This is a genomic window from Leptospira fainei serovar Hurstbridge str. BUT 6 (genome assembly GCF_000306235.2).
In the GTDB taxonomy this organism is placed as follows: Bacteria; Spirochaetota; Leptospiria; order Leptospirales; family Leptospiraceae; genus Leptospira_B; species Leptospira_B fainei.
Window position 1 is genome coordinate 1,643,932 of the sequence record NZ_AKWZ02000010.1, and the last position, 23,383, is coordinate 1,667,314.

Annotated in this window: 18 protein-coding genes; 15 read left to right on the forward strand and 3 right to left on the reverse strand. The window is 43.6% G+C overall.

Translation table 11 applies throughout. The features are described from left to right. Positions 1-208 precede the first annotated feature (208 nt). Both LEP1GSC058_RS16805 and dinB read left to right on the forward strand, forming a co-directional pair. Entirely contained in the window at positions 209-931 is a 723-nt protein-coding gene (locus LEP1GSC058_RS16805; protein ID WP_016549870.1) for a ComF family protein, read from the forward strand. Positions 932-975: 44 nt separating this feature from the next. Next, positions 976-2,091 (forward strand): DNA polymerase IV, encoded by a 1,116-nt coding sequence (dinB, locus tag LEP1GSC058_RS16810; RefSeq protein ID WP_016550918.1) that lies wholly within the window; start codon positions 976-978, stop codon positions 2,089-2,091. 85 nt (positions 2,092-2,176) lie between these two features. Here dinB and LEP1GSC058_RS16815 read toward each other — a convergent pair whose 3' ends face one another. Together LEP1GSC058_RS16815 and mnmC are read right to left on the reverse strand one after the other, a co-directional pair. Next, complete coding sequence (locus tag LEP1GSC058_RS16815; RefSeq protein WP_016549676.1) at positions 2,177-4,051, reverse strand: RecQ family ATP-dependent DNA helicase; 1,875 nt, start codon at positions 4,049-4,051, stop codon at positions 2,177-2,179. A gap of 5 nt (positions 4,052-4,056) precedes the next feature. Beyond that, on the reverse strand, positions 4,057-6,012 hold the full coding sequence (gene mnmC, locus LEP1GSC058_RS16820; RefSeq protein WP_016550642.1) for a bifunctional tRNA (5-methylaminomethyl-2-thiouridine)(34)-methyltransferase MnmD/FAD-dependent 5-carboxymethylaminomethyl-2-thiouridine(34) oxidoreductase MnmC: 1,956 nt from the start codon (positions 6,010-6,012) through the stop codon (positions 4,057-4,059). 132 nt (positions 6,013-6,144) lie between these two features. On the opposite strand from mnmC, the gene dusA reads away from it, so the two are divergent. The 5 genes from dusA to LEP1GSC058_RS16845 all read left to right on the forward strand — a co-directional run bounded on the left by dusA (position 6,145) and on the right by LEP1GSC058_RS16845 (position 13,511). Then, positions 6,145-7,170, forward strand: a complete 1,026-nt coding sequence (dusA, locus tag LEP1GSC058_RS16825; protein ID WP_016549384.1) for a tRNA dihydrouridine(20/20a) synthase DusA — start codon at positions 6,145-6,147, stop codon at positions 7,168-7,170. 80 nt (positions 7,171-7,250) lie between these two features. Continuing rightward, positions 7,251-9,161, forward strand: a complete 1,911-nt coding sequence (locus tag LEP1GSC058_RS16830) for a PP2C family protein-serine/threonine phosphatase (protein WP_016550954.1) — start codon at positions 7,251-7,253, stop codon at positions 9,159-9,161. A gap of 32 nt (positions 9,162-9,193) precedes the next feature. Further along, positions 9,194-10,135 carry an MBL fold metallo-hydrolase gene (locus LEP1GSC058_RS16835; RefSeq protein ID WP_016550453.1) on the forward strand — a complete coding sequence of 314 codons (942 nt, stop codon included), beginning with the start codon at positions 9,194-9,196 and terminating at the stop codon, positions 10,133-10,135. A 176-nt stretch (positions 10,136-10,311) separates the two neighbouring features. Continuing rightward, positions 10,312-12,174: a 7TM-DISM domain-containing protein gene (locus LEP1GSC058_RS16840; RefSeq protein ID WP_084680421.1), complete on the forward strand. Its 1,863-nt coding sequence runs from the start codon at positions 10,312-10,314 to the stop codon at positions 12,172-12,174. A 350-nt stretch (positions 12,175-12,524) separates the two neighbouring features. Then, entirely contained in the window at positions 12,525-13,511 is a 987-nt protein-coding gene (locus tag LEP1GSC058_RS16845) for a cytochrome-c peroxidase (RefSeq protein ID WP_016549750.1), read from the forward strand. Between the two features lie 60 nt (positions 13,512-13,571). Here LEP1GSC058_RS16845 and LEP1GSC058_RS16850 read toward each other — a convergent pair whose 3' ends face one another. Continuing rightward, complete coding sequence (locus LEP1GSC058_RS16850; RefSeq protein WP_039948483.1) at positions 13,572-14,852, reverse strand: citrate/2-methylcitrate synthase; 1,281 nt, start codon at positions 14,850-14,852, stop codon at positions 13,572-13,574. A 133-nt stretch (positions 14,853-14,985) separates the two neighbouring features. Here LEP1GSC058_RS16850 and LEP1GSC058_RS16855 point away from each other — a divergent pair, with 133 nt between their 5' ends. From LEP1GSC058_RS16855 to LEP1GSC058_RS16890, 8 genes are all read left to right on the forward strand, one after another. Next, on the forward strand, positions 14,986-16,080 hold the full coding sequence (locus tag LEP1GSC058_RS16855; RefSeq protein WP_016549952.1) for a helix-turn-helix domain-containing protein: 1,095 nt from the start codon (positions 14,986-14,988) through the stop codon (positions 16,078-16,080). Between the two features lie 76 nt (positions 16,081-16,156). Then, the gene (locus LEP1GSC058_RS16860; RefSeq protein ID WP_016549391.1) at positions 16,157-17,110 is read left to right on the forward strand and encodes a M24 family metallopeptidase; all 954 of its coding nucleotides are present in this window, start codon (positions 16,157-16,159) and stop codon (positions 17,108-17,110) included. A 66-nt stretch (positions 17,111-17,176) separates the two neighbouring features. Then, entirely contained in the window at positions 17,177-18,028 is an 852-nt protein-coding gene (locus tag LEP1GSC058_RS16865; RefSeq protein ID WP_039948484.1) for a metal-dependent hydrolase, read from the forward strand. Further along, on the forward strand, positions 18,025-18,822 hold the full coding sequence (locus LEP1GSC058_RS16870) for an SDR family NAD(P)-dependent oxidoreductase (protein WP_016550751.1): 798 nt from the start codon (positions 18,025-18,027) through the stop codon (positions 18,820-18,822). The genes LEP1GSC058_RS16865 and LEP1GSC058_RS16870 overlap by 4 nt, the downstream gene beginning before the upstream one ends. Position 18,823: 1 nt before the next feature. Next, entirely contained in the window at positions 18,824-19,786 is a 963-nt protein-coding gene (locus LEP1GSC058_RS16875; RefSeq protein WP_016549459.1) for an alpha/beta fold hydrolase, read from the forward strand. A gap of 195 nt (positions 19,787-19,981) precedes the next feature. Beyond that, positions 19,982-20,938, forward strand: a complete 957-nt coding sequence (locus LEP1GSC058_RS16880) for a class I SAM-dependent methyltransferase (RefSeq protein ID WP_016551049.1) — start codon at positions 19,982-19,984, stop codon at positions 20,936-20,938. 117 nt (positions 20,939-21,055) lie between these two features. Further along, positions 21,056-21,832, forward strand: coding sequence for a hypothetical protein (locus LEP1GSC058_RS16885; protein ID WP_016550439.1), 777 nt, complete (start codon positions 21,056-21,058; stop codon positions 21,830-21,832). A 300-nt stretch (positions 21,833-22,132) separates the two neighbouring features. Then, positions 22,133-23,077 (forward strand): class 1 isoprenoid biosynthesis enzyme, encoded by a 945-nt coding sequence (locus LEP1GSC058_RS16890; RefSeq protein WP_039948486.1) that lies wholly within the window; start codon positions 22,133-22,135, stop codon positions 23,075-23,077. Positions 23,078-23,383: the final 306 nt, after the last annotated feature.

Genomic DNA, 23,383 nt, shown 5'->3' on the forward strand with positions numbered 1-23,383 from the left:
TGCATATCTTGATCAAGCATTTACCGAATGGTCGGAGATTTTTAAGGTGATACTATTTTGGATTGGAAAGTAATAATCATTCTTTTGGCCGGCTTCACGGTCGGAGTTCTCTACGGATTATGGATCAAGAAGAGGAATCCGAAACCCTAGTCGTCTTAAAATTCGGAAAAAATTCGCGATCATTTCTTTTTTTTACCCGTCATTAGATATGATCAAAAAGGCTGCCTACGAAGCTTTAAATTACTTTTACCCGATTCTCTGCGGCATTTGCGGTCGAGAAGATTTCTTTTCCCGTCGCTCCGGTCTATGTAAAGAATGCGCTACTATCGCAAAGGGTACTTCGAAGTACCCAAAATGTCCCGTTTGTTCTTGGAAGACCAAGGCCGGAGAATGCGATTATTGTCTTTCCCGAAACGTATTTTTTACACGAGCGGTTTTCTTACAAGAGCGAACCGACCTTTTCGCGGAAGCGTTAAATAAAATTAAGAGACAATCGGCCTATCCGCTCTCCTTATTTCTCAGCTTAGGCGCAAAGCGTGTATTAAGAAATTGGAAAGATATAGGATTGCAAGCCTATCTACTATTGCCTAGTGCATCCCCATCTTGGTTCGGAACGGTTTCCACTCGCCCGTTCTCTCCGATGCGGGAACTTCTACTTCGCACGGAAGAAATTTTGAATCTGCCTTGCATACGCCCTCTTGAAAAGATAAGTAAAACGAGACAGGCAGGAAAAAGCTACGCCGACCGTTTTTTTCATGCCAGAAATTCCTGGACTATTCGAGATGAATGGAGGGGAAAATGCCCGAAGAAAGTTTTAGTATTGGACGACGTGTTTACGACAGGTGCAAGCGTTAACGAAGCGAGTCGCATTTTAAAAGAGAATGGTTCGGAAGAAATCCATATATTGACCTATTTACGAACGATGGAATAACCTTGACATAGCTATTTATATGTATAGTATGACTTTCCAGGCAAGTGCTTCGTAAGATTTTACATATCGATATGGATGCTTTCTTCGCTTCGGTGGAGCAGAGGGATTTTCCCCAATACCGAGGAAAGCCGCTGGTAGTAGGAGGTCCTCCAAATTCCAGAGGAGTAGTATGCGCTGCTAGTTATGAAGCGCGGAAATTCGGGATCCGTTCTGCCATGCCCTGCTCGCAGGCATATCGTCTTTGTCCTGAAGCGATTTTTGTTTCTCCTAGATTCCAAGTTTACAAGGAAGTATCGACCGCTATTCGAATCATATTTTTAGAATATACCGATTTGGTCGAAATGTTATCGTTAGATGAAGCCTTCTTGGACGTGACTCAAAATAAAAAAGGAATTCCGTTTGCGACGGAAATCGCAAAGGAGATTCGAGCCAGGATTAAAGCCGAAACGAACTTAACCGCTTCCGCCGGAGTGGCGATTAATAAATTTGCCGCAAAGGTCGCTACGGATTTTAAGAAGCCTGACGGATTAACCGTTATTCGTCCGGAAGAAACGGAAATGTTCATTGAATCTCTGGATGTCGGGGCATTTCCAGGAGTGGGAAAAGTTACATTAAAAAAGATGCATGCTCTTGGAATCTTCAAAGGAAGCGATCTGAAGCGGCAGTCTCTGGAATTTCTTCTGAAGAATTTCGGAAAAACCGGACGCTGGTACTATTCCATTTCAAGGGGTATCGATCAAAGACCGGTTTTATCCGATAGGATTCGCAAATCCCTAGGAGCGGAATCTACTTTTGCTACGGATTTAGAAAAAACGGATGATCTTTTGGCTGAATTAAAGGACCTTTCGGTCGAGCTGGAGAAGAGGCTTTCATCGAAGTCGTTTCCTGGAAGGACGATCACTTTGAAGATCAAGTTCTCGGATTTTACTCTTAAAACTAGAAGTAGAACATTGACGGTTCCGCCGCTGACTGCCGAGGAGTTTTTTTCATTTGGAAAGGAACTCTTAGAAGAGTTCCTGCTCGATCAAGGGTATGCGATTTCACCGATTCGCCTTTTAGGCTTGAGCCTCTCTCATCCGGAAACGGAAATTCATGAGGCGAACGAGGATGGTTTTGTCGGGTCGCTTTTTCCGAATCAGGAATCGTTTCCGAATTTATAAATTTCCCGATAGTTGCCTATTTTTAGCTTCTATAATATTCTGAAAACTTAAATTGTTTTCGTTTGCGCGCGGGTGGATATTCCAATTAACCGAACTTTTCGATAATTTCCAGAATTTCCTTTCCATATTGATTTACTTTGGAATCTCCCATTCCTTTAATCAAAGTCAGATCTTCTAATGTGGAAGGCTTCTGCGTTGCAATCCGAATTAACACGGGGTTTTGAAGTACCATAAATTTTTTCCATTTCCGCCTCCGAGCGATTCGATCGCGAAAATTCTTCAATTCTTTGATTAGAAGTTTTTCCCCTGTGAGAGAAATTTTTTTAACGTTACCGTTTCGTCTTTCTTCGCCGTTTATTCTCGAGGAAGGTTTTCCTCCGGCGGCAAGGTATAGCTTAGGATACTTGTCGCCTTTAATTAAAAGTTTTTTACCGGTTAACCAATCTTCTAAGAGCTTTAAAATGGATTCTTCCGGTATATGCGAGAGATTTCCGTAAAATTTAGATCTATCCAATCTGCGCCGAAGAATATCCTTCGACTTAGAACCTCGTAACGTGCTAGCGATGATCTTCTTACCGAATTTAGCCGGATATTCCGCCAATAGGCCTTCCGCAGATTGAATCTCGCCGGATTCGAAATTATGAGATTCTCTCTCCTTTTTCCTCCTGGCCTTGATTCGCTCCCGTTCTAGAAAATCCTCTCGCCCGCTCGAATCGCCTTCAAGGCAGGAGTCGCAGGCTCCGCAAGGGTCGATCGTTTCTCCGAAATAACCGCAAAGAAGTTGCTGCCTGCAAGCGGAAGAGGATGCATAAGATTTCACATGCGAGAGTAACGTTTCTCCACCCTTGTAATTCGCTTCCTTCGAGAGTAAAAAATTCTGAATGCTTAAATCGCCCGTATGAAAAAATAAAACGCAATCCGAATCTTTTCCGTCCCGCCCGGCACGACCTGCTTCCTGGTAATAGCTCTCAAGCGAAGAGGGAACCTGGTAATGTAAGACTAATCGAACGTTCGGACTGTCTAAACCCATTCCGAAAGCGTTAGTGGCGACTAAGACGTTCGTTTTGCCGGATGTATAGCCGTCTTGAGTCTTCTCTCGGCTGGAGTCGGTTCGTCCAGCATGGTATTTTCCGACCTTATATCCGGATTTCTTTAAGGTTTCGTAAACGTCGTCGACCTTCGCTCTCGTCGCGCAGTAAATGATAGCCTTACCTGAAGTCGATTTACGAAAATTACCTTTTTCTAAAATATCGATAAGTTCTTTTTCTTTGTCCCTCTCGGATTCCGGAAACTGGATTCTGAATTTTAAATTAGGTCTTGAATATGTTCCTTGAACGGAAGTCGGATTTTTCAACCCAAGACTATCGCAAATATCCTTCTTAACTCGATCGGTTGCAGTAGCGGTTAACGCGACCCAAGGGATATTTTCCGAAAAAGCGGATCTTAAGGCGTGCAGCTTTCGATATTCCGGACGAAAATCATGTCCCCATTGGGACACGCAATGAGCTTCGTCAACTGCGACCAGGCCGAGCGGTAATTTCGGGACGAGATCCAGGAAGGAACGAGATGTTGCACGTTCCGGAGAAACGTAAAGAATCCTTATTTTCCCCGTCGCGGCGCCGGATAATATTCGAATTTGCTCAAGTTCATCTTGAGTGGAATTGCAATAGGCGGCTTCTAATCCTTTTCCCTTCAGACTATCCACTTGGTCCTTCATCAAAGCGATGAGCGGGGATATAACTAGTATTAGAAGTTCTTTTTGAGCGAAGGCAGGTAGCTGGTAGATAAGGGATTTCCCGCCGCCGGTAGGTAGAATGGATAAAACATCTCTTCCTTGTAGTATGGACTCGATCGATTCCCATTGTCCTGGGCGAAATTCTCCGAACCCGAAAGAGGCTTTCAGAATTTTTTTCCAATCGTCTTTCTTTTGAAGAGGCAATCGTTTTATAGAAGTTTGCATTTTTCCTATTTCTCCTCCTTCTTTCGAATCGCTCGGTATAAAAATCTTGCGGGATGCAATGCGGTGTACAAGCTATTTTCGATCGGTAAGGGTTCGCCCAAAACGATAGAAGCGAGAGTTTCGCCGCCGATCAAGGAGGATAGAACTCCCCTTGAACCTAACCCGCCGAATACATAGAGTCCCGGAACCGCAGCGGGGACGGAAATCTTTTTATCTCGGTTCTTCGGAAGACCTACGCCGGTGAATATTTTTCGAAATGTGGCCGGATCGTGCAATTCTCCAAGGATCGGAAATCTATCCTTCGTTTGGGAACGAAATCCGACGAATTCGCGGCTAATTCGGATTTTTTCCCGGTCCCATACTTCGCCGGGCAGGAGTTCCTTTGCGTATTCCAATAGGCTTTCTCGGTCTTTGCTTCGCGGGTTCGGATCCAAATCGAACTCGTCAAAAGTGGATCCGAGTACTCTGATCTTATTCCTGCTCGGAGTTATATAATGTTCCCCGACAAAAATCGGATCATTCTCATACTCGTTTTCCATGGAAAGCTCTAGTAATTGACCCCGAACCTTTGATAAGGAGAAAAGAGGCTCGCCGAAAAATTTCAATAGCAGCGATTCGATTCCGTTGGAATTCGCTAGAACTATACATGGCGAAGTCTCTATTTCATTTTCGTCCGATAAAATTCTCCATTCGCCCTGATCCAAACGTATATCTGAAATATGGATAGTTTGAAGAGATATATTCGGATGTTTTAATAAGTTCGAAATCAATTCGGGTGTTTCGGTCCAAAAACCGGAAGAAAATAGCACGCCTTGTGATTCTGGCGGTAACGAAGGATAAGAAACCGTTGCATCTTCTTGAAGCTGAGCGATTTCGGGCGAAAGTTGATGTGATCGAATCCCTTCCGAAATTCTTTCCCAATTCAGATCTTTTCCGGCAAGTTGAAACGTACCCGGCGTTTCATACGACTCTTTCGATAGAAGTTCTTGATAGCGTCTAAGCGAATGGCCAAAAGCTCTTATTGTCCAGAGACTTGTCGGACTTTTAAATTTCGTAATATGTGGATGGGAAATAGCTTTCGGAATATTCGAAGCTCGATTCGGAGAAGAGTCGTCTAGAACGGTCACTTCGATTCCGCGTATTGCAAAAGAGCGAGCGACACTTGCACCGGCCAATCCTGCTCCGATTACTACAACCTTTTTAGGAAGAGGTGATTTCGGAAGCCTTCGGACAAAAATCTGGTCGAGCGGCGAGCTCGGATCCTTTATGAAGGTTCCGATTAACATTTCCCTCTTCTTCCCGAATCCGGGAATTTTTTCCAACGCGAATCCGGCGCTCGTAAGCGAATCTTTTACGATTCTTGCGACCGTAAACGTAGCTAACGTGGCGCTTTTATCCGTCAATCGGGAAAATTGATTCGTAATCGAAGCGCCCCATAACTCCGGATTTTTAGACGGAGCAAAGCCGTCCAAAAAAAAAGCGTCGAATCGACCGGAAGTCTCGGGCAGCAATTCTCTCGCGTCTCCGATCCAAAGGTCGAGGGCAATCCCTTCCTCTTCGAAGAGAAACGAATTACAACCTTGGATTAAGAGAGAATATTTCTTTAGAAAAACGGAGAGGATTTCGGTTAATTCGGGAAAATGTGAAATCGCTCTCCGAATTTCTTGTTCGGTAAGGGGGAACAACTCGTAGGAGACGAAACGAAGAATGGAAAATCGATTATGAATTCTTAATGTTTTCCAAAGATTCCAAGTCGCAAAGAAATTAAGGCCCGTTCCGAATCCTAATTCTAAAATCGCAAAATGTTTTTTTTCGGGAAACGGATCCTGGCGCCAGCGGGATTCCAATCGATTTCCGTCTAAAAATACGTGTTTGGTTTCGGCCAAGCCGTCTTCGGGCGAGAAATAGATGTCATCGAATTCGGCGGAAACGGGGGTGCCGTTTTCCTTCCATTCGATCATTTCCGGACCTCCGTATTTCGTCTCCTGCCGTTCATTACAGACTAAAATCCGGATCAATCTCGTTAATCCAAGCGGATTTCTAGCGACTTGACGTTTACAATCGAATTCTGAAAATCGTATTCAGGAACCGATATGAGCCAAAGTCAGAAAGAGCCGCAATCATATCCGATTTCCGTCGCACCGATGATGGACTGGACGGACCGACACTTTCGGTTCTTTCTGCGTTTGATTTCAAAAAGGACTCTTTTATACACCGAGATGGTAACGACTGGAGCGATTTTGAGAGGGGATACCCATAGACATCTTTCGTTTCATCCGCAGGAAAATCCGGTAGCATTACAGTTGGGCGGAGATGATCCCGTTAAGTTGGCAGAATCCTCAAAGATCGGAGAAGAATACGGTTATTCCGAAATTAATTTGAATGTAGGCTGTCCGAGCGATAAAGTTCAGGAGGGGAATTTTGGCGCCTGCTTAATGGGGGATCCGAAACGCGTAGGCGATTGCATCGCCGCAATGAATTCAGCAATTCGCATTCCAGTTACCGTTAAATGCAGAATAGGAATTCCCGGAAAAGATCATATTGAGGATCTAATCGAGTTCGTAAGAATCGTTTCGGAGGCGGGGGCAGTACGGGTCACCGTTCATGCAAGAATCGCAATTCTAGAAGGTTTGAGTCCCGCTCAAAATAGGACCGTTCCGCCGTTAAGATACGAAGACGTGTATGAAGTGAAACGGAATTTCCCGAATTTGAAATTAGAGCTTAACGGGGGTATCCGTACTTTGGATGCTGCAAGCGAGCATCTATCTAAGGTGGACGGAATTATGATAGGGAGAGCGGCTTATGAAAATCCCTTTCTATTTTCCGCCGTCGATCAGAAATTTTTTGGGGAGCGGAAAATACAATCCACTCGTCGGGAAATTTTTCATCAAATGCAGGAATACGTTCAAAAAAGGATCGAGGAAGGCGAGAAGCCGAGTAGAATGTTAAGGCATCTATTAGGCGCTTTTCATGAAGTGCGGGGTTCTAGAATGTATCGCCGCATTCTTACGGAAAGAATGTATCAGAATCCCCCGCCGACACTTCTTCAAGACGCTCTTGCATCGATCCCGTCCGAGTTTTTAGATCAAAAGTTCGACCTGGAACTCCAACCCGTTTAAAGAAAATTTTAGAACTGGATTTAGGCACGAAAAAGCCTTGCCTTAGGTCCAATACTCTTTAGCTTACGCTCCCTATTGCCATGCTGAAAACGATCGTAATTTATCTACTATTCGTTTGTTCCGTTCTGGGTGAATCGATCGAGTCGATTGTTCCGGTTCGGACGGTTGTCGACGGATGGACATTTCAGGTTAAGGAATCCGAGCGATCGGTTCCTATTCAAGTGGGAGAAAGCCTAACTTCCCAAGGGTTTCCTGCTCCGGTTCATGGCGTGTATCGCGTAGAAGTCGAATATCCTAAACTGCAGCAAGGATTTACGCAGGGTGTTCATTTAGACAGAATTCAATCCGCAGATAAGGTATATTGGAACGGTTCTTTGATAGGAGAAACCGGAAGTTTTGAGCCATACATTCCGTATTGGTTTCGACCAAGACTGTACGCGATTCCGACGGACTTGATTCGTCCGGGAAAAAACCTCTTAGAGGTGGAGATCGAATGCAGAGAGTCCTTGCTCTTTTGCGGCCTTTTTCGGGGAACTCCGAAAGTGGGGGATTACGATTCCCTAAAGGAGGATTTGATCTACGAGGATTTATTCCAGGTTGTAATTGCCGTTTTGTTTTTAGGCATTTTTGTACAGCAAGCGATCGCGTATCTCCTGAATCGATACTCGAATGCGAGTCTCTATCTTGCCTTATCCGCGATATTTTTTGTCGGCTGGCGAGGAACCCTTCTCAACAAGACTCATTATATAGGACTATCCTTCGAACTAATTATACGAGTCTTTTATGTCTGCCAAACCTTATTCCCTGCTTTCCTGCTTCTCTTCGTCTATGCAATGTTCGAGAGACGATTGGGAATTTTTTCCAAATGTATCCTTTTAGGAGACCTTATCCTCGGAATCCTGCAGCTATACGATCTGAACCCCGATTCGAGAATCATGCTCGTATACGCTTGGGAAGTCTTATTGGTTTTAAAGATTCCCGCGTTAATCGGCGTTCTTGCGTCTCAATTCAGAAAAAGTGCGGAAGCGACTTTGATTTTATTGGGGGCGTTGTTCGCCGCCGTCTTAGGAGTGATGGATATAGTCATCGATTTTATAACCGGTAAAAACGAATTCTTTTCACAATACGGACTCTTAGTCTTTTTATTCTCGGGCATTATGGGAATTTCCATCCAAAACGCAAGAGCTAGAAAGGATTTAAAAAAATTGAATGATTCCTTGGAAACTCTCGTCCAAAGCAGGACTCACGAATTAGAAAAACAATATAGACTGTTAAACGAAGAGATATTGGTCGCCGGCGGATTGCAATCCAGATTGATACCCGGATTGGACGGACAAATCGCGGGACTTAGCGTCAATTCGGTCTATGTGCCCGTTGAAAAGATCGGAGGCGATTATTTCGATTTTCACGATTACGGGGACGGACAAGTGCAATTTCTGTTATGCGACGTCGCGGGTCATGGAATTTCAGCGGCTCTAATCGCTTCCATGCTGAAGATAAGTTTCTTGGAATTAGCTCCGCGGCATCCGGAGCCGGCGGATCTTCTGATGTCTTTGAATGCGAGAATGGTTCCCGTTGTCGAAAAGAACTTTATCACCGCAGTAGCGGCTTTGTTCGATACTAAAACCGGCGAAATCAGGTATTCGTTGGCTGGCCATCCTTCTCCGATTGTATTAACGGATTCCGCCTCCCTACCTGTATTCCTGGAGGGTAGGGGGCCGATATTAGGCTGGAGAAAGGAAATCGTATTGCGAACTTGGAAGCGTGATTTAAAAAAAGGAGACCGCTTTTTCTTTTATACGGACGGAATAACCGAAGCTTTAAATGCGGGAAGAGAGATGTTCGGAGAGGACAGGTTGCTGGATATATTACGGGATTCATTCAATAGAAGTCCGAGAAATCTAAACGAATCCATTCTCTCTTCCCTGCGCGAATTTGCCGGATTCAGGCTGCCTGACGACGTAACATATTTTGCGGTGGACATAATTTAGATCAAGATTCATAAAACTTCGACATAAGACTTATGCCAGATACGATTCTAACCATAGATTGCGGATATATAGAAGAAGGGTTAGCCTGCGCCTACCTAGTTAGAGACGGTGATCGCGCCGCCTTCGTTGAAAATAATACGAACTACGCCGTTCCGAAACTTCTGAAAACCTTGGAAGACCAGGGTTTGAAAAAGGAAGCCGTAGATTATATTATTATTACCCATGTTCATCTTGACCACGCAGGTGGTACGGGTGAGCTGATTAAACATTGCCCGAATGCGACAGTTCTTGCGCATCCGAAGGCGGCTCCTCATCTTATCAATCCCGAACGATTGATTAAGAGTTCCATTCAGGTATACGGAGAAGAAGCTTTCTACAAGTTGTACGGAAAAATTCAACCGGTACCGGAATCCTCGGTTCGTATCATGAATGATGGTGAAGAGTTGGTATGGGGAAATCGAACTCTCAAATTCATTTATACTCGCGGACACGCCAATCATCATTTTTGTATTTATGATTCTCTGACCAACGGAATTTTCACGGGAGATACTTTCGGTCTAGGCTATGGGATCTTTCGGAACGGGAGCGAACCTGTTTTATATCCTTCTACAACTCCTACGGACTTCGATCCGGAAGAAGCTCTTTTATCCATAGATAAAATCATCGGGACAGGCGCGGAGAAAGCTTATCTGACTCATTTCGGAGTCTGGACGGACATGAGATCGGGTGCCGAACAAATGAGAGAAGGTGTGAAGACAATGAAGCACATTCTAATTTCAGCGGGAAAAACGGACCTGGAAGGCGATTCACTACTCGGATTTTGTGAGGCTAGAGTATTATCTTATTTAGAGGATCAATTAGAAAAGCGCGGAATCCCTTATGGCACTAAGGAAAAAAGGTTCATCGCCTTTGATGCAAAAATAAATGCACAAGGAATCGCCTTTAAAGTCGAGAAAGCTAGAAAGAAAATATAATCTTTGTCCCCTGGGTAACATGACTTTCTTAAAATATTTCTTATTCGTTCCGAATCATTTCTTCGAATGACAGGCATTATATCGGTCCATCGAGAAACGCTGATTTTCGTCTCGGAAGAGTTTTTCAAGAGGAAATTTTAATTTGCCTTCTCTGCTTCTAAGCATGGATTTGGATAGTGCTCTTCTTTTCCCGCAAATACAATCGCGCAAAACTCCAGTTCGTCCCGGTCGCTTTGCTTCTGCTGGTCTGCTCGATGTCATGCGCTGATTCTACGAATGGAACTCCCAATGTTCGGGCAATCAACGGAGTGATCGATTTACGCGAAACGAATCTTTGGGGCAATATTATTCCCTTAGCCGGGCAATGGGAATTTAGGTGGGGCGAACTATTTTACCCCGGGAAAGAATTTCGGCAAGCGCCAGAATACGAGTCCGTACCGGGAATTTGGAGAGATTACGCTCGTCACTACCCGTTGATGGGACATGCATCATATAAACTTCATTTACGGCTGAGCGGAAAGGAAGGAAACCTTGTTTTACGAATTCCTAGGCTTCCTGGAGTTTATTCCGTGTATCTGGGAAACAAGCAGGTTTTTGCGAACGGGATAACCGGAGAGAATTCTGCGGGAACTTTTTTTATCGCGCATCCTGTCATCCGAAACATTCCGATAAAAGAATCGGAATTCGATCTGATTGTAAATGTTTCCAATTATCGCGGAAATTTTTTAAAAGGAGGAATTAGAAACGGCTTTCTTTTAGGCGGTGCGGATACTCTTTTTACGAGCGGATTGACGGAAGCATTTCGGGATACTCTTCTGATATGCGTGATTTTTTCCGTCGGTTTATATCATATAGTATTTTTCGTTTCTTACCGTAAAGATTCTGTTCCCGCCCTCTTTGCGATCTTTTGTCTTTTGGTCTCATTTTACACTTTCATAACTTCTAATATACAATATTCGCTCATTCCGGAATTGCCGTTGGACTTTAGGATTCGATTGGAATTTCTGTGTGAAGTCGCCTTCTTTCAGATCATTTACTTAATGATGCGGGAAATGTATCCCCGTCAATACAAAGAAAAGTGGATGCTCGTAGCAATGAGCTCGACCATCTTATTCACGGCAGCCATTACCATTTTGAACGAAACGGATGTGGTCACTCTATATTCATTTTTTATGTATTTCCCGCCGGTCTATACCGCGGTTCTCCTATACGGAATCGGGTCTGCATGGAAAGCGGGCGAGAATAAGGCCAAGACGATTTGTTTATCAGGTTTGATTTTGGTCGTCGCAATGATAAACGACGTGACTTACGGTCTGTTTGAAGTCTATATTCTTTTCCCATATAGCTTTCCTGTCGGGTTGGTGGGATTTATTATATTTAATTCATATTTGATTTCGGTCCGATTTACGGAGGATCTTGAAAAATCCAAGGATTTCGCGGATTTACAGGTTCGATATAATGAACAATTGAAACATAACGCGGAAGAGAAGGCGAAGGCGGCTCTTGAAATCAACCGCAGTATGGATTCCGAATTGAGTTCTCTGATGTATGAGTTGGAATCGAAGGAGAAGAACGATCGATCCTTTCAGAAATTGAAAATCGAACTGAGCGACACGATGACTAACGTGCGTGATATGGTTTTTCTAATGAATTATCAAGGAACGAAGACGGAATTGATAGAGGAAGAATTGAAGAAATTTCTGAAAGAAAATCCGAGTTCGGGAGATCTTCATGTCGAAATTCAAAACGTATCCGAATCCTTACGGATCGATCAATGTCTTCAAGTGCATAAAATATTCCTGGAGGTATCGGGAAAGATTCTGAAAAAAGGAACGAGGGAAAAGATTCATCTTTTTTGGGGGAGAGAAGGTACATCGGTTCTTTTAAGAATTTCTCAAGGGGGGTTCGGGGTTTCCAACGAAGATAAATTCGAATCGGTAATTTCGGATATTCGGTTAAGAACCGATAAATTAAACGGGCGTTATGTTCTTCTCACGGAAAAGGGAAATCTAGAGTTCGAATTAAGGGTTCCGACCTAAACGAATCTTAGAATTGAAGTTCGGATCGGCCCGTTCGCAACATCCTCTAATATTTCAATTTAAAAATAGTTTAACATCTTGTATGAGCTCCCACTCGCGACTAAGTCGGAAAAGGATTGCCTTAGCATTAATTTCGTGAAATAAGACGATTTTCCACCGCTGCGCTCCGGCCCCCGCCCACAAGGGTGGGGATTTTTGACGTACTAGAAAAGTCAAAGTGAAGTGAGCAAAGGAAAATTTCCGTATCTTGACAAATGATTCGTTATCGGCCTGAAAAAAGGCTTGCAGTAACTCAATTTCGCCGGAAAGTCTAAAACATTAGAATCATTCTAATTTGAGGGGATGTAACGATGATTAAGAAACGCCTCATCGCGATGACGGGCTTCCTTCTATTTGCAATTTCGGCCTGCGGTCCATCCGAGAAGACGAAACTACTGATGGAAGAAGCAAAAAGGACCTTCGGAACGATTCCGGCAAAAATGCCAGGATCTCAAAATGACACACCCGAGTTAGTAAAACTCGGCGAAAAACTTTACTTTGAAAAGAAACTCTCCATAAACGATTCTCAAGCATGTAGCTCCTGCCATAATATCAGTGGAAAAGGTGCAGGAGTTGATAATTTACCTACGTCTCCGGGCGCCCTGGGCAAAAATGGAGATCGGAATTCTCCAACTTCTTTGAATGCCGGATTTCATGCGGCGCAATTCTGGGATGGACGAGCGGCGGATTTAAAAGCCCAGGCAAAAGGGCCGATCCTGAACCCTGGTGAAATGGCGATGCCTTCCGAAGCGGCGGTGGAAAAGAAACTTTCAGAGATTCCGGAATATGTGGAATTATTTGCGAAAGCGTTTCCGAAACAAGAAAAGAAAATTACGTATGACAATCTGGCTGAAGCTATTGCCGCGTTCGAAAGAACTCTTATCACGAAAGATCGTTTTGACGAATTCCAAAACGGAAACTATCGGGCTTTAAATTCGGAAGAGCAAAAAGGATTAGATACCTTTATCACGATAGGATGCATCCAATGCCATAACGGTCCGCTTTTAGGAGGAAATTCTTTCCGTAAATTAGGACAAGTCAATCCCTATGAAAATGTAGAAGACAAGGGTAGATTCACTTTAACTAAAAATGTGGCGGATCTTTACGTATTTAAGGTTCCTTCGTTACGAAATGTCGCTTTAACCGGACCATATTTCCACGATGGAAAAGTGAAGACTTTGGACGAAGCCGTGAAGAAGATGGCGTTCATTCAGCTGGGAAAGGAACTTTCCAACGAAGAAATCGGCTCAATCGTCGGTTTCTTGAAAGCATTATCCGATAAAAATCGGTCTAATTAACACGAACTTACAGAATTGAAACCTATTCAGGCCGGCCCTTTTAACAAGGACCGGTTTTTTTTATCTTTCTAAAATCTGCTTATATTTTCTGGGAGAATGGCCGGTATAAATCTGGCGAGGACGTACCTTGGAATAATCTCCCGAAAGTCGCTGTTCTCTCCAATGCGCCAACCAACCGGGAAGTTTACCGATCGCTTGCATCGCAGTAAAGAGTTCTTTTGGAATACCTAAACTATGAAACAGAACCGCGCTATAGAATTCCAGATTGGGATATAGGTTCTTTTCTATAAAGAAAGGATCTTTGCTTAAATGCTCATCGACTTGCAACGCGATTTCCGCGATCGGATCCAACTTCTTCTGTTTGTAAAAGTCGGAGAACAATTTTTGGGCGATGATGGAACGTTTGCTTTTCGCTTTGTATGCGTCGTGTCCGAACCCGGTGGAATGGAAATGAACCTGACCTTTCGTAAATCGTTCGAAATATTCCGGAACGGAAAGTTTGGATTTGATGATATCTTCTATCAATTCCACTGCCGCGACTTGGCGACCTCCCTCCCTCGATCCCCATAGAGCGCTTATCGCCGAGGAAATCGACGCGAAGATATTGGCTTGCGTGGAACCGATTAATTGCACGGTCGTATTCGAAACATTTTGCTCGTGATCGGCATATAGAATCCATAATTGATTTAAAATTCGATCATGATCTTCCGAAGGCTGGTATTTAACGGAAGGGAGGGAGAAAAGCATGTACAGAAAATTCGTACAATAAGGATGCCTATCCACCGGATATACGAAAGGCTGTCCGATCATCTTTTTGTAGGAAAAAGCGGCGATCGTACGGATCTTCGCAAGGAGCCTCGCTGCCTGATCGATTCCTCTGTCCAAATATTCTTCGTATTCATCCTGATAATAGCTGGAAAGAGACGAAACCATCACGGATAGAATCGCGAGCGGGTGAGCCTTTCCTGGAAATCCGTCAAAGAGATTGATCATGTCTTCGTGGATTAAGCTGTGTTTGGAAAGCTTGGTGGAAAATTCCTTCAATTGCTTTTCGTCCGGAAGTTCTCCATAGATCAGCAAGTAGCTGGTTTCCACGAACGTCGAATAATGCACTAATTCGGCTACGTCATAACCGCGATAGTGAAGATCTCCCGTATTCGGATCTCTCCGCGAAATTTTACTCTGCGCGTAGGCAGTATTGAAGAATCCCGGGTCGTACGAAGTTAGACCCGTTTTATCGTGCAGTTCACGAATATCGATTCCCTTCTTTCCATCCGTTCCCGTAATCAACGGAATACGATGAACTTGATCCCCAACTTTCAATTCCACGAAGTCGCTCATACCGATAGGAAAAGAGGGATAGCTGAGAGAGTCAACCTTCCTTCATGAACCGATTCGTGAATTTTCCCTTTCGGCTGGACAAAACATCGGCGGAGGTTACTCCTTTCCTCGCCGGGCTACGGAGTCTCGAATTTTGAAAATCAATCCCATGTTTTTCCTGCATTTCTGGATCCAGTTCGGAACCGCTCTATCGCTTCTCTTGGCCCTGATGGAACTGGCAAAAAAAAGGGAATCAAAGGTTCCGAGCGGTATGTTTTTTTTGGCCCTACTTTTGGCATCGGTAGAAAGCCGAATCGGTCTAACCCTGGTCCCTGAGGCTTTGGAAAAGACCTGGCCCTGGATTTTTTTCTTCCCCTCCGTTTGGGCAATCGGACCGGCGCTTTTGTTAATTTCTAGAAATATGGTTCAATATGCCATTGATCGAGAAATCTCCATAGGACTTCACTTTCTGCCCGCAATATTCGTTCTTTTGGGAGAATGTTTCGCGATCCGGTTTCTTCCGGAAGAATTCAGACGAGAGGCGATATACAACGCGGTCCATGGAAGCAGAATCGATTTTCTAACGTTTGTTTCCGTCTTCGGCTTCATTCACCAAACGGCTTACTCGTTACTTCTTTGGATTTTGTTTCGGAGAGTCTCGAGAGAGACGGAAATTCCTCTGTCCTCTCTCGTTTATACGGTTCTGCTGGTAATTTTTACGACGATTGAACTTTGCTGGTTGGGCTACTTTTTGAAAAGTACGGATTTATTGGCCGTCGGTGCAAGTTTTCAAACTCTCGGCATCGTACTAATTTTCTTGTTCTCCTCCCGTTATCCCAATTTCTTTATCTCCTTAAAATCCGAAATACAGCAAAAGCGATATGAACGAACCCAGATAGCCGGAGTCGATCTGGATGCGGTTCAGACACGATTACGAGAATTAATGGAAATCGATAAAATCTATCGGGAAGAGGCGCTTAAGATCCAGGACTTAGCCGCAAGATTGCTTCTTTCGCCTCACCAGCTCTCTCGGATTTTGAACGAAAAATACGGCAAAAATTTCAACGAGTTTGTAAACGGGTTTCGAATCGAAGAGGCAAAAAAGATGCTTTTGGAGGACGAGGAACGAACGGTTTTGTCGATCGGCTACGAAGTAGGCTTTAATTCCAAATCCACATTCAACGCTCAATTTTTAAAAATCGCCGAAATGACCCCTCAAGAATGGAGAAAAAAAGGTCGCATTTCATAAGATAGGACGATCCTTTTTCACATATCTGTTAGGATAAATCCGCTTTGTTCGAATTCGAGTGAAGCGGAGGCGTTCGATGTCCAGGGAAGAGTATTCTTTATCAGAATTAGAAGCTTATCGCCGGGTCCAATCATTTGCATACGAGGCAGTCGAATCCGTTCGTAAGGAACTTTATCCCGGAATCACCGAAGAAAAGGCCGCTCGAAAAATAGACGACTATATTCGGGCAAGAGGCGGATCCACATTCTTTCATTACGGATTTGCCTGGTTCGGAGATCGAACTGCGTTTCGAGGCTTTAAAAGGCCGTTATCTTTCCGTCACTTTGGGAAAGGAGAAGGAATCTTGCCTCATTTTGGAAAAAGGTTCCAACCTTCCAATCGTAAATTAAGGGAGGGAATGGCGGTCATTCTGGACGTTGCCCCTTCCATTGCAGGGCGTTCGGCAGATATCGGATATTCCTTTTGCTTTGGCGAAAATCCCGAACATGAACGAGCGATGGCCGCTTTGGAAGAATACCGTGAGTTGATTTTAAATGGAGTCCTCGCAAAACGAAAATTAGGTGAAATTTACCGAGAAGTCGACGAACGAATTCGTTCCGCCGGATACGTCAATTGTCATTCCATCTATCCGCAAGGCGTTCTGGGGCACAAAGTCGGTAAGTTACCTGCTTATAATTTACCCGGCGGAAGATTTCTCGGATTTCCGTTGCAAACCTTTGCCTACTTAGTTCCGCAAATGTTGAAAGGCTTTCTTCCCTGGAGTCCTTCTTCTTCTCCTCTTTGGTCTGAAACTTCCGAATTTCCGGCAGAACCGGGATTATGGGCGGTAGAACCGCATATAGGAAAGATGTATTCGGGTTTACAAGCCGATCAATCGTTCGGAGTGAAATGGGAGGAAATATTGGTTGTGACCGATTCCACCGCGTACTGGCTGGACGATTCGCTTCCTCATATTCGTCAGTGGGAAAAAAATAAGAAAAAACATTCAGGGAAGAAAATCAAAGCTTCGAAGGAAGGCGCTTTTGTTTGATCGAGAGAACGCCGAACAGACGATTCGAAATATTCGTTAATTAGAAAATGAAAAGGCAAGAATATTATGAAAAGAAGATCTATGCTGCAAACCAAGAATTTCAATTTTTATCCGGTCAGGAAGCCTAAATTCGAATTCTCTAAAGGAGGAACTAGCAAGCATTGGCTAGACGGATCCGCCTATAAAACCCATATTATGAATACCTGGACTTTATTCTTTCCGGACGGAGAGAAATTCTTCATTCGAAGTCTTCAGAAGTTTTTAGTAAAAATAAAGGATCCTAGAGTGCTTAGGAACGCGAACGCCTTTATCGGACAGGAAGCTCAACATGCCGGGGAACATAGGAAGACTTGGAAAATCTTGGAAGACCAAGGCTATAAAATCTCCGGATTCGTAGGTTTTTTTAACGCACTTTGCTTTAAATATCTGGAAAAATTCGGTTCTGCGATGATGTGCCTTTCCGCTACAGCCGGGGCAGAACATTATACTTCTTTAATAGCTACCATCGGTTTGAAGATGAAAGTTTTGGATGGAGCAGAATCTGAAATGAGGAGACTCTGGGAATGGCATGCTGCGGAAGAAATCGAGCATAAATCGGCTGCTTTCGACGTCCTTTTGGATGTAAGCGGGAATTATTTCCGTCGTGTCCTCGGTTTTCTTGCGGCCACTTTCGTATTTTGGCCGATGACCTTTATCGGCGCGGAGATCCTGCTGTGGCAGGACGGATTGACTTTTAGATGGAAAACTAGAAAAGATGCTTTTCGTTTTCTATTCGTAGACGAAAAGGTCTTCTTTCATTGGTTAGCGGCTTTCTTCAGATATCTCAAACCTAACTTTCATCCTGATCAAGAAGATAATTTGGAATTGAGTAAAGCCATTCTACAATCACCAGAACATAGATATAAGGAAATTGCATGAGCAATCTACACGGAAAACACATATTAATTACCGGAGCCAACGGAGGTTTCGGAAGAGAATTAACGAAACAACTTTTAGAGAAGGGAGCGAATTTAATTTTAACCGATATGAAAGCTCCCGATACAAAACCGGAGACTTATCTTAACGGTAAGACTGCTCACGGCCGCATATTGGGAAGTTTTGCCGCCGATCTCAGCACTGAAGCGGGTTGCACGAAAGCTCATAAGGAGGCCGTGAAAATCGATCCGAAAGTGGACATTCTCATTAATAATGCCGGTTTGGCTTTCATGGGTCGTCTTTTGGATGTGCCGAATGATAAATGGAAATTAATACTGGATGTTAATCTTTACGCGCCTATTTATTTGAGCCGCTTATTTCTTCCGGCGATGTTGGATAGGAAATACGGTCACATCGTCAACTTATCCTCCGTGGCCGGAATTACCGCGCCGGGTGAATTGGTTTATTATTCCATTTCAAAATTCGGAATTCGAGCTTTAGGTAAAGCGTTAGATTCGGGTTATCGCAGCAAGGGAGTTTATACTACGAACGTATATCCGTTCTTTGCGGATACGAATATCCTAAAATCCGAACAGTTCGGCGGAGATAAACAGAGAGTAGTACCTCCGGCTATTGTCGATAGTCCGACCATGGTGGTTAGAGCGATCATTAGAGGGATGGAAAAGAAAAAACTGCACGTGTTTCCGGGATTCACGTCAAAGATGATTCGATTCCTCACGAGATTATCTCCCGGTTTCATAAGGGCGATGGAGCGCCTCGGACAAAAATTTTCGTGATATGAGCAGGATCGAAGACGCCGTGATTAGCGAGAGAGGGAAATCCTCCGAATCGTCGAAAGATAATACTTTTAAAGAAGCGTCGATTGCCAGTGGAGAAGTTTCAATTTTTCTAAAGTACAATCATACTAGCAAAGAAAGACCAAACCGACAGACGATTCTCTTTGTACACGGATATCCTGACGACCATCGTACCTGGTCGTATCAACTGGATGCGTTATGCGAAGAATGTAACGTGGCTGCTTTGGATCTTAGGGGGGCCGGAAAGTCCTCCAAACCGGAGAAACAAAAAGCGTATAATATCAGGAGAATTTTTGAGGATTTAGAAGCGGTGATTCGGTTTCTCGGAAACGGGAAGCCGATTCATATAGTCGCGCACGATTGGGGGGCTTTGATTTGTTGGGCCTTTGTCGCCGACAAAAAGTATTCTCGATTCGTAAAATCTTATACTGCGATGGGAGGTCCGCATCCCGTTTTAGCGAAAAAGAGCATATTTAGATTGCTCTTCTCCTTAAATCCGGTTTCGATATTGAAAGCCCTGACTCAAGCCCGTAAATCCTGGTATATTATCTTTTTTCAGATTCCGTTTTTACCGGAATTGTCCTGGAAATTATTTCCGAAATTTCTTTGGAAGATGGCGATGAATTTAGGCGGCGTTCCTAAGGGGGATTCATTACGTTCCAAAACGAAAGAAGAAATTTTATCCTCGGCGCTTTGGCCGATGAATTTGTATCGCGAATTACTCCGCGGCGAAAGATTTCCGGTCCCGGAGTATATAGGACCTCCCGTTCAGGTTTTTATTCCCGTCAATGATTTTGCGATTCGACCCGAATCCTATAAGCTTCATAAGGAAATTTGCGCCTCTTATCGGGAACTTCGCTTCAATTCGAATCATTGGATTCAAAGGGTTTTACCCGGACTCATAACCGAGAAGATTAAGGAATTTGTTTGGGAAACCGGTTGAGTCGGTTTACCTGGATCTAAGCACCGGAAATTCGTGCGCGCTCGGTTGTTTGGGGCGTCGCGGTAAATTTTTCGAGCAGGTGTATTATAGTAGAGACTTGTCGAGGCAGTTCGTCCTTGGCTTTCTTAATTCGGAAACCATACTTAGAGATCGATTGGGCTGGATTTTCAGGAGAGTTCGGCAATTCTGTCCTGCATGAAGCATCTGGAGATGTTCGACAATCGCCTATCCCGTATGTCTAAGCACTGGAAAAAATGGGCGAAAAGAAGGGAGATCACCTGCTTTCGCATATACGATCGCGACATTCCCCAGGTCCCTCTTTCCATCGATCTTTATGAAGATTATTGCTTAGTCTCGGAATATTTGAACGAATATCCTCTCACCGACGACGATAGGGAAAAGGAAAGATCGTTTATTCGATCCTCTATTTTAAAAATTCTCAATATTCCCGTCGATAATTTGTTCTGGAAAAGAAGGGAGCAAAAAAAAGGAAACGCTCAATATGAAAAAATGGGAGAACGAGCCGTTTCGATTATCGCTAGAGAGGGCGGGCTTAAATTCAAAGTAAATCTGAGCGATTATCTGGATACCGGCCTTTTCTTGGACCATCGGATCACTCGAGATTTGGTACGAAAGGAAAGTAAGGACAAAAACGTTTTGAATCTTTATTCGTATACGGGATCTTTTTCGGTATACGCGATCGACGGTGGCGCTCGGCGGGTTACAAGCGTCGATTTATCCAAAACTTATCTGGATTGGTCGGAGGAAAATTTCCGATTAAACGGAATGTATCCCGACGAGCACGAATTTCTGAGAGAAGACGTAACGGAATGGCTCAAGAAAGAAAGATCAAATCCCCGTCGGGAAAAATACGATCTCATTATCGTAGATCCCCCCACGTTCTCGAACAGCAAGAAAATGCGGGACATATTCGACGTACAGCGAGATTATCCTTTTTTGTTAAACGCAGTCTTTAAGGATTTCTCGGAACCGAACGCGACATTGTATTTCTCGACCAACTTTCGAAAATTTAAAATGGATCCCGGCGCCTTACTTTGGGAAGATATGCAGGATTTGACGAAAGCTACCCACCCGGAAGATTTTCGAAATGAAAAAGTCCGAACGGTTTGGAAGATGAAAAATAAATCCTGACTAAATTTCCCTCGGTTTAATTATAATCGATTCGCTTAATAACTTCTTGTCGTCTTCTTTTAGGTCGCTTGACCTTTCTTTGGAAATAAATAATATTGGCACGATTCGGAAGGAGTTATGAGAACAAGCATATCGATCTTATTTATTTGCGTTTACTTACTTCTATTCTTCTCCCTAAACGATTCAATTCTGGCCCAGAATAAGACCGAATCATCCGCACAATTAAGCTCGTCGAATGGCGATTTTTCCCCCGTTCCCGGAGAAGAGGAACAGTCTCAGCGACGCGCAAATCGTAAGTTTTTCATAGGCGGACTCGGCGCTAACGGCTTTCATTGGTTGGTAATCGGACACCAACTCTCTCAAAGGTTCGCTTTGAACTTACTTTGGCAAGAGCAAAGGACCGTCCAAAGATTCGATCTGCACTTAAGCGGGGTTCAGCCCGACTTGTCGGGGCAATTTACGCTGACGAATCATGAAAAAAAACAAAGGCAAATCGGATTGCAATTCGAATGGTTTCCTTTCGCTAATCCTTATTTTTTCGCGGTCGGTATAGGCTTGGAAACGTTCACGGAAAAACAGCGAAAGACTCTCACCTGGGTTCCGATTGGGGCAACTCAGGAGCACGATTGGAATGTACTACAGAAAAAAGGGTTCATCTCCGGAGGAGCAGGTTTCCGTTATTTCTTTTCTTCGGGATTTTTCATTCATTTCGGAGGAAATCTTTTGCTTTATTTAAACAAATCGTATCAGGCGCATCGAGGGGCTTATGTTGCTAATACGTATTGGGATCCTCGACAATTCCAACAGGATTGGATGGAACCTGACAAAATCGGTCGAGATAGACAGTCAGGATACGGGGCACAGGTTCAGATTATGCTCGGATTCGCCTTTTAATTTGGAAATAAAATTCAATATCTTTAATATACTTACGAATAATAGGATCAGTTTTAGTTCCAGGCAGGAATTTCGAAGTAAGGTTACAACAATATTATTGAAAGAGTTGCGCGAATAAAAAAGCCTCCGCTCGACTTAAATCGAACTTTCTTTATAGTTGCGTCGAACTCGCTTCGATAAACGAAACGGGAGAATATGTATTTCCGTGTAAAAATACATATTTCGCATATTATTATATAAAAAAATGCAATTTTAAAGAAAAAAAATGGTAAAATACTATTTTTTCTATATATTCTACATATGTTGAAGTTGGAATTTGGGAAGTACGAGTCCTCGATGGAAGAGGAGGGCTTTCACAAGCTTTTCAACGGAGCGATTTTAAATCTATGTAATGAACTTCCCTCTTCTCTGAGAACGGAAACACTTCGTTTTTTGAGGGAATATTCGGGAAGCGCGATATCCGGCAATTTCGACTTTTTTAATAGATACCATGGACCTTGCTATACGATTATCTATTGGATTAACGAGAAGGCCCATAGCCTTCCTTGGGATGATCCTTGGCTAACGTTGCTCATTCAATCCCATTCGTCCGCTTTATTGCTTTATTCGCTTGATGATCATTTAGTCGATAAATCGTTAAAGACGTCAGGCACTTTACTTCAGTTACGCACTCAGGCTTGGGAAAGATATTCTCAAGCTGGAAAATTATTCGATAAGGAAATTCATAAGGCTTCTATCGTTCGAGAGGAATTTATCGATAAATATTTTCGCTCGATCCGCGATACCGGCTTTTCGGATACATTAGAAGATTATTTAACTCGATTTCGTTCACAGATGGCAATCTGGTCTCTTCAACCTTATTTGCTGGCTAGGTCGTTTTTATCTAGAGAGCAGGCGGAATCGGTCTTAAAAATGTACGAATCGTTCGGAATCGCGTGGCGGCTATTGGAGGATTATCGGGATTTGGGCGAGGATATAGAAACCGGGTCGGTCTCATCTATGATCTATTTTCTACCCGAACAAGTTCAGCTTAATTGGGGAAAACAGGCTCGCGCCGAAATATTTACCTTATTTGAGCAATCCAATCTGGATCAAAAAGTTTCCGATTTGATTAATTCGTATCTAAATGAAGCCGCGCAAATAGCTGCAAGGTTGCATTTGAAAGAATACGCGCACTGTCTATCATCCATGAGATTACCGATCTTGAATTATTCGAGCCGAGAATCGAAAAACCTCAAACCGTAAGGATTGAAGTTTTCGTTAGGAGTTTCTGCGGGATTCGCTGAAGATTAAAGTTTTCGTTAGCGAGACTGAACTTCCTTGGAGATATTCGTATCTAGGAAAAGATCATAAAATGCAGGAAAGAACAACGATATCAAAACGAGGATGAGCGATCAGGAAACGCTTAAACCGGCAATGGCTGTCACAGAAAATTGTTTTCCCGATTGGCTATCGTTTCCGTACGATACCATTCAGTTTTGCGTTAAGACCGTAAGTTCTCAGCTTGTTCTTTCCATATATTTTGGATTCATTTTTTCCTCGATAGATCGG

Coding starts and splice junctions, on each gene's coding strand:
- dusA (WP_016549384.1), top strand. CDS start 6,145: ATGAGCCAAAGTCAGAAAGAGCCGCAATCATATCCGATTTCCGTCGCA.
- LEP1GSC058_RS16850 (WP_039948483.1), bottom strand. CDS start 14,852: ATGAGCGACTTCGTGGAATTGAAAGTTGGGGATCAAGTTCATCGTATT.
- LEP1GSC058_RS16860 (WP_016549391.1), top strand. CDS start 16,157: ATGTCCAGGGAAGAGTATTCTTTATCAGAATTAGAAGCTTATCGCCGG.
- LEP1GSC058_RS16815 (WP_016549676.1), bottom strand. CDS start 4,051: ATGCAAACTTCTATAAAACGATTGCCTCTTCAAAAGAAAGACGATTGG.
- LEP1GSC058_RS16805 (WP_016549870.1), top strand. CDS start 209: ATGATCAAAAAGGCTGCCTACGAAGCTTTAAATTACTTTTACCCGATT.
- LEP1GSC058_RS16830 (WP_016550954.1), top strand. CDS start 7,251: ATGCTGAAAACGATCGTAATTTATCTACTATTCGTTTGTTCCGTTCTG.
- LEP1GSC058_RS16890 (WP_039948486.1), top strand. CDS start 22,133: ATGTTGAAGTTGGAATTTGGGAAGTACGAGTCCTCGATGGAAGAGGAG.
- LEP1GSC058_RS16870 (WP_016550751.1), top strand. CDS start 18,025: ATGAGCAATCTACACGGAAAACACATATTAATTACCGGAGCCAACGGA.
- LEP1GSC058_RS16845 (WP_016549750.1), top strand. CDS start 12,525: ATGATTAAGAAACGCCTCATCGCGATGACGGGCTTCCTTCTATTTGCA.
- LEP1GSC058_RS16885 (WP_016550439.1), top strand. CDS start 21,056: ATGAGAACAAGCATATCGATCTTATTTATTTGCGTTTACTTACTTCTA.
- LEP1GSC058_RS16880 (WP_016551049.1), top strand. CDS start 19,982: ATGAAGCATCTGGAGATGTTCGACAATCGCCTATCCCGTATGTCTAAG.
- LEP1GSC058_RS16865 (WP_039948484.1), top strand. CDS start 17,177: ATGAAAAGAAGATCTATGCTGCAAACCAAGAATTTCAATTTTTATCCG.
- mnmC (WP_016550642.1), bottom strand. CDS start 6,012: ATGATCGAATGGAAGGAAAACGGCACCCCCGTTTCCGCCGAATTCGAT.
- LEP1GSC058_RS16835 (WP_016550453.1), top strand. CDS start 9,194: ATGCCAGATACGATTCTAACCATAGATTGCGGATATATAGAAGAAGGG.
- LEP1GSC058_RS16875 (WP_016549459.1), top strand. CDS start 18,824: ATGAGCAGGATCGAAGACGCCGTGATTAGCGAGAGAGGGAAATCCTCC.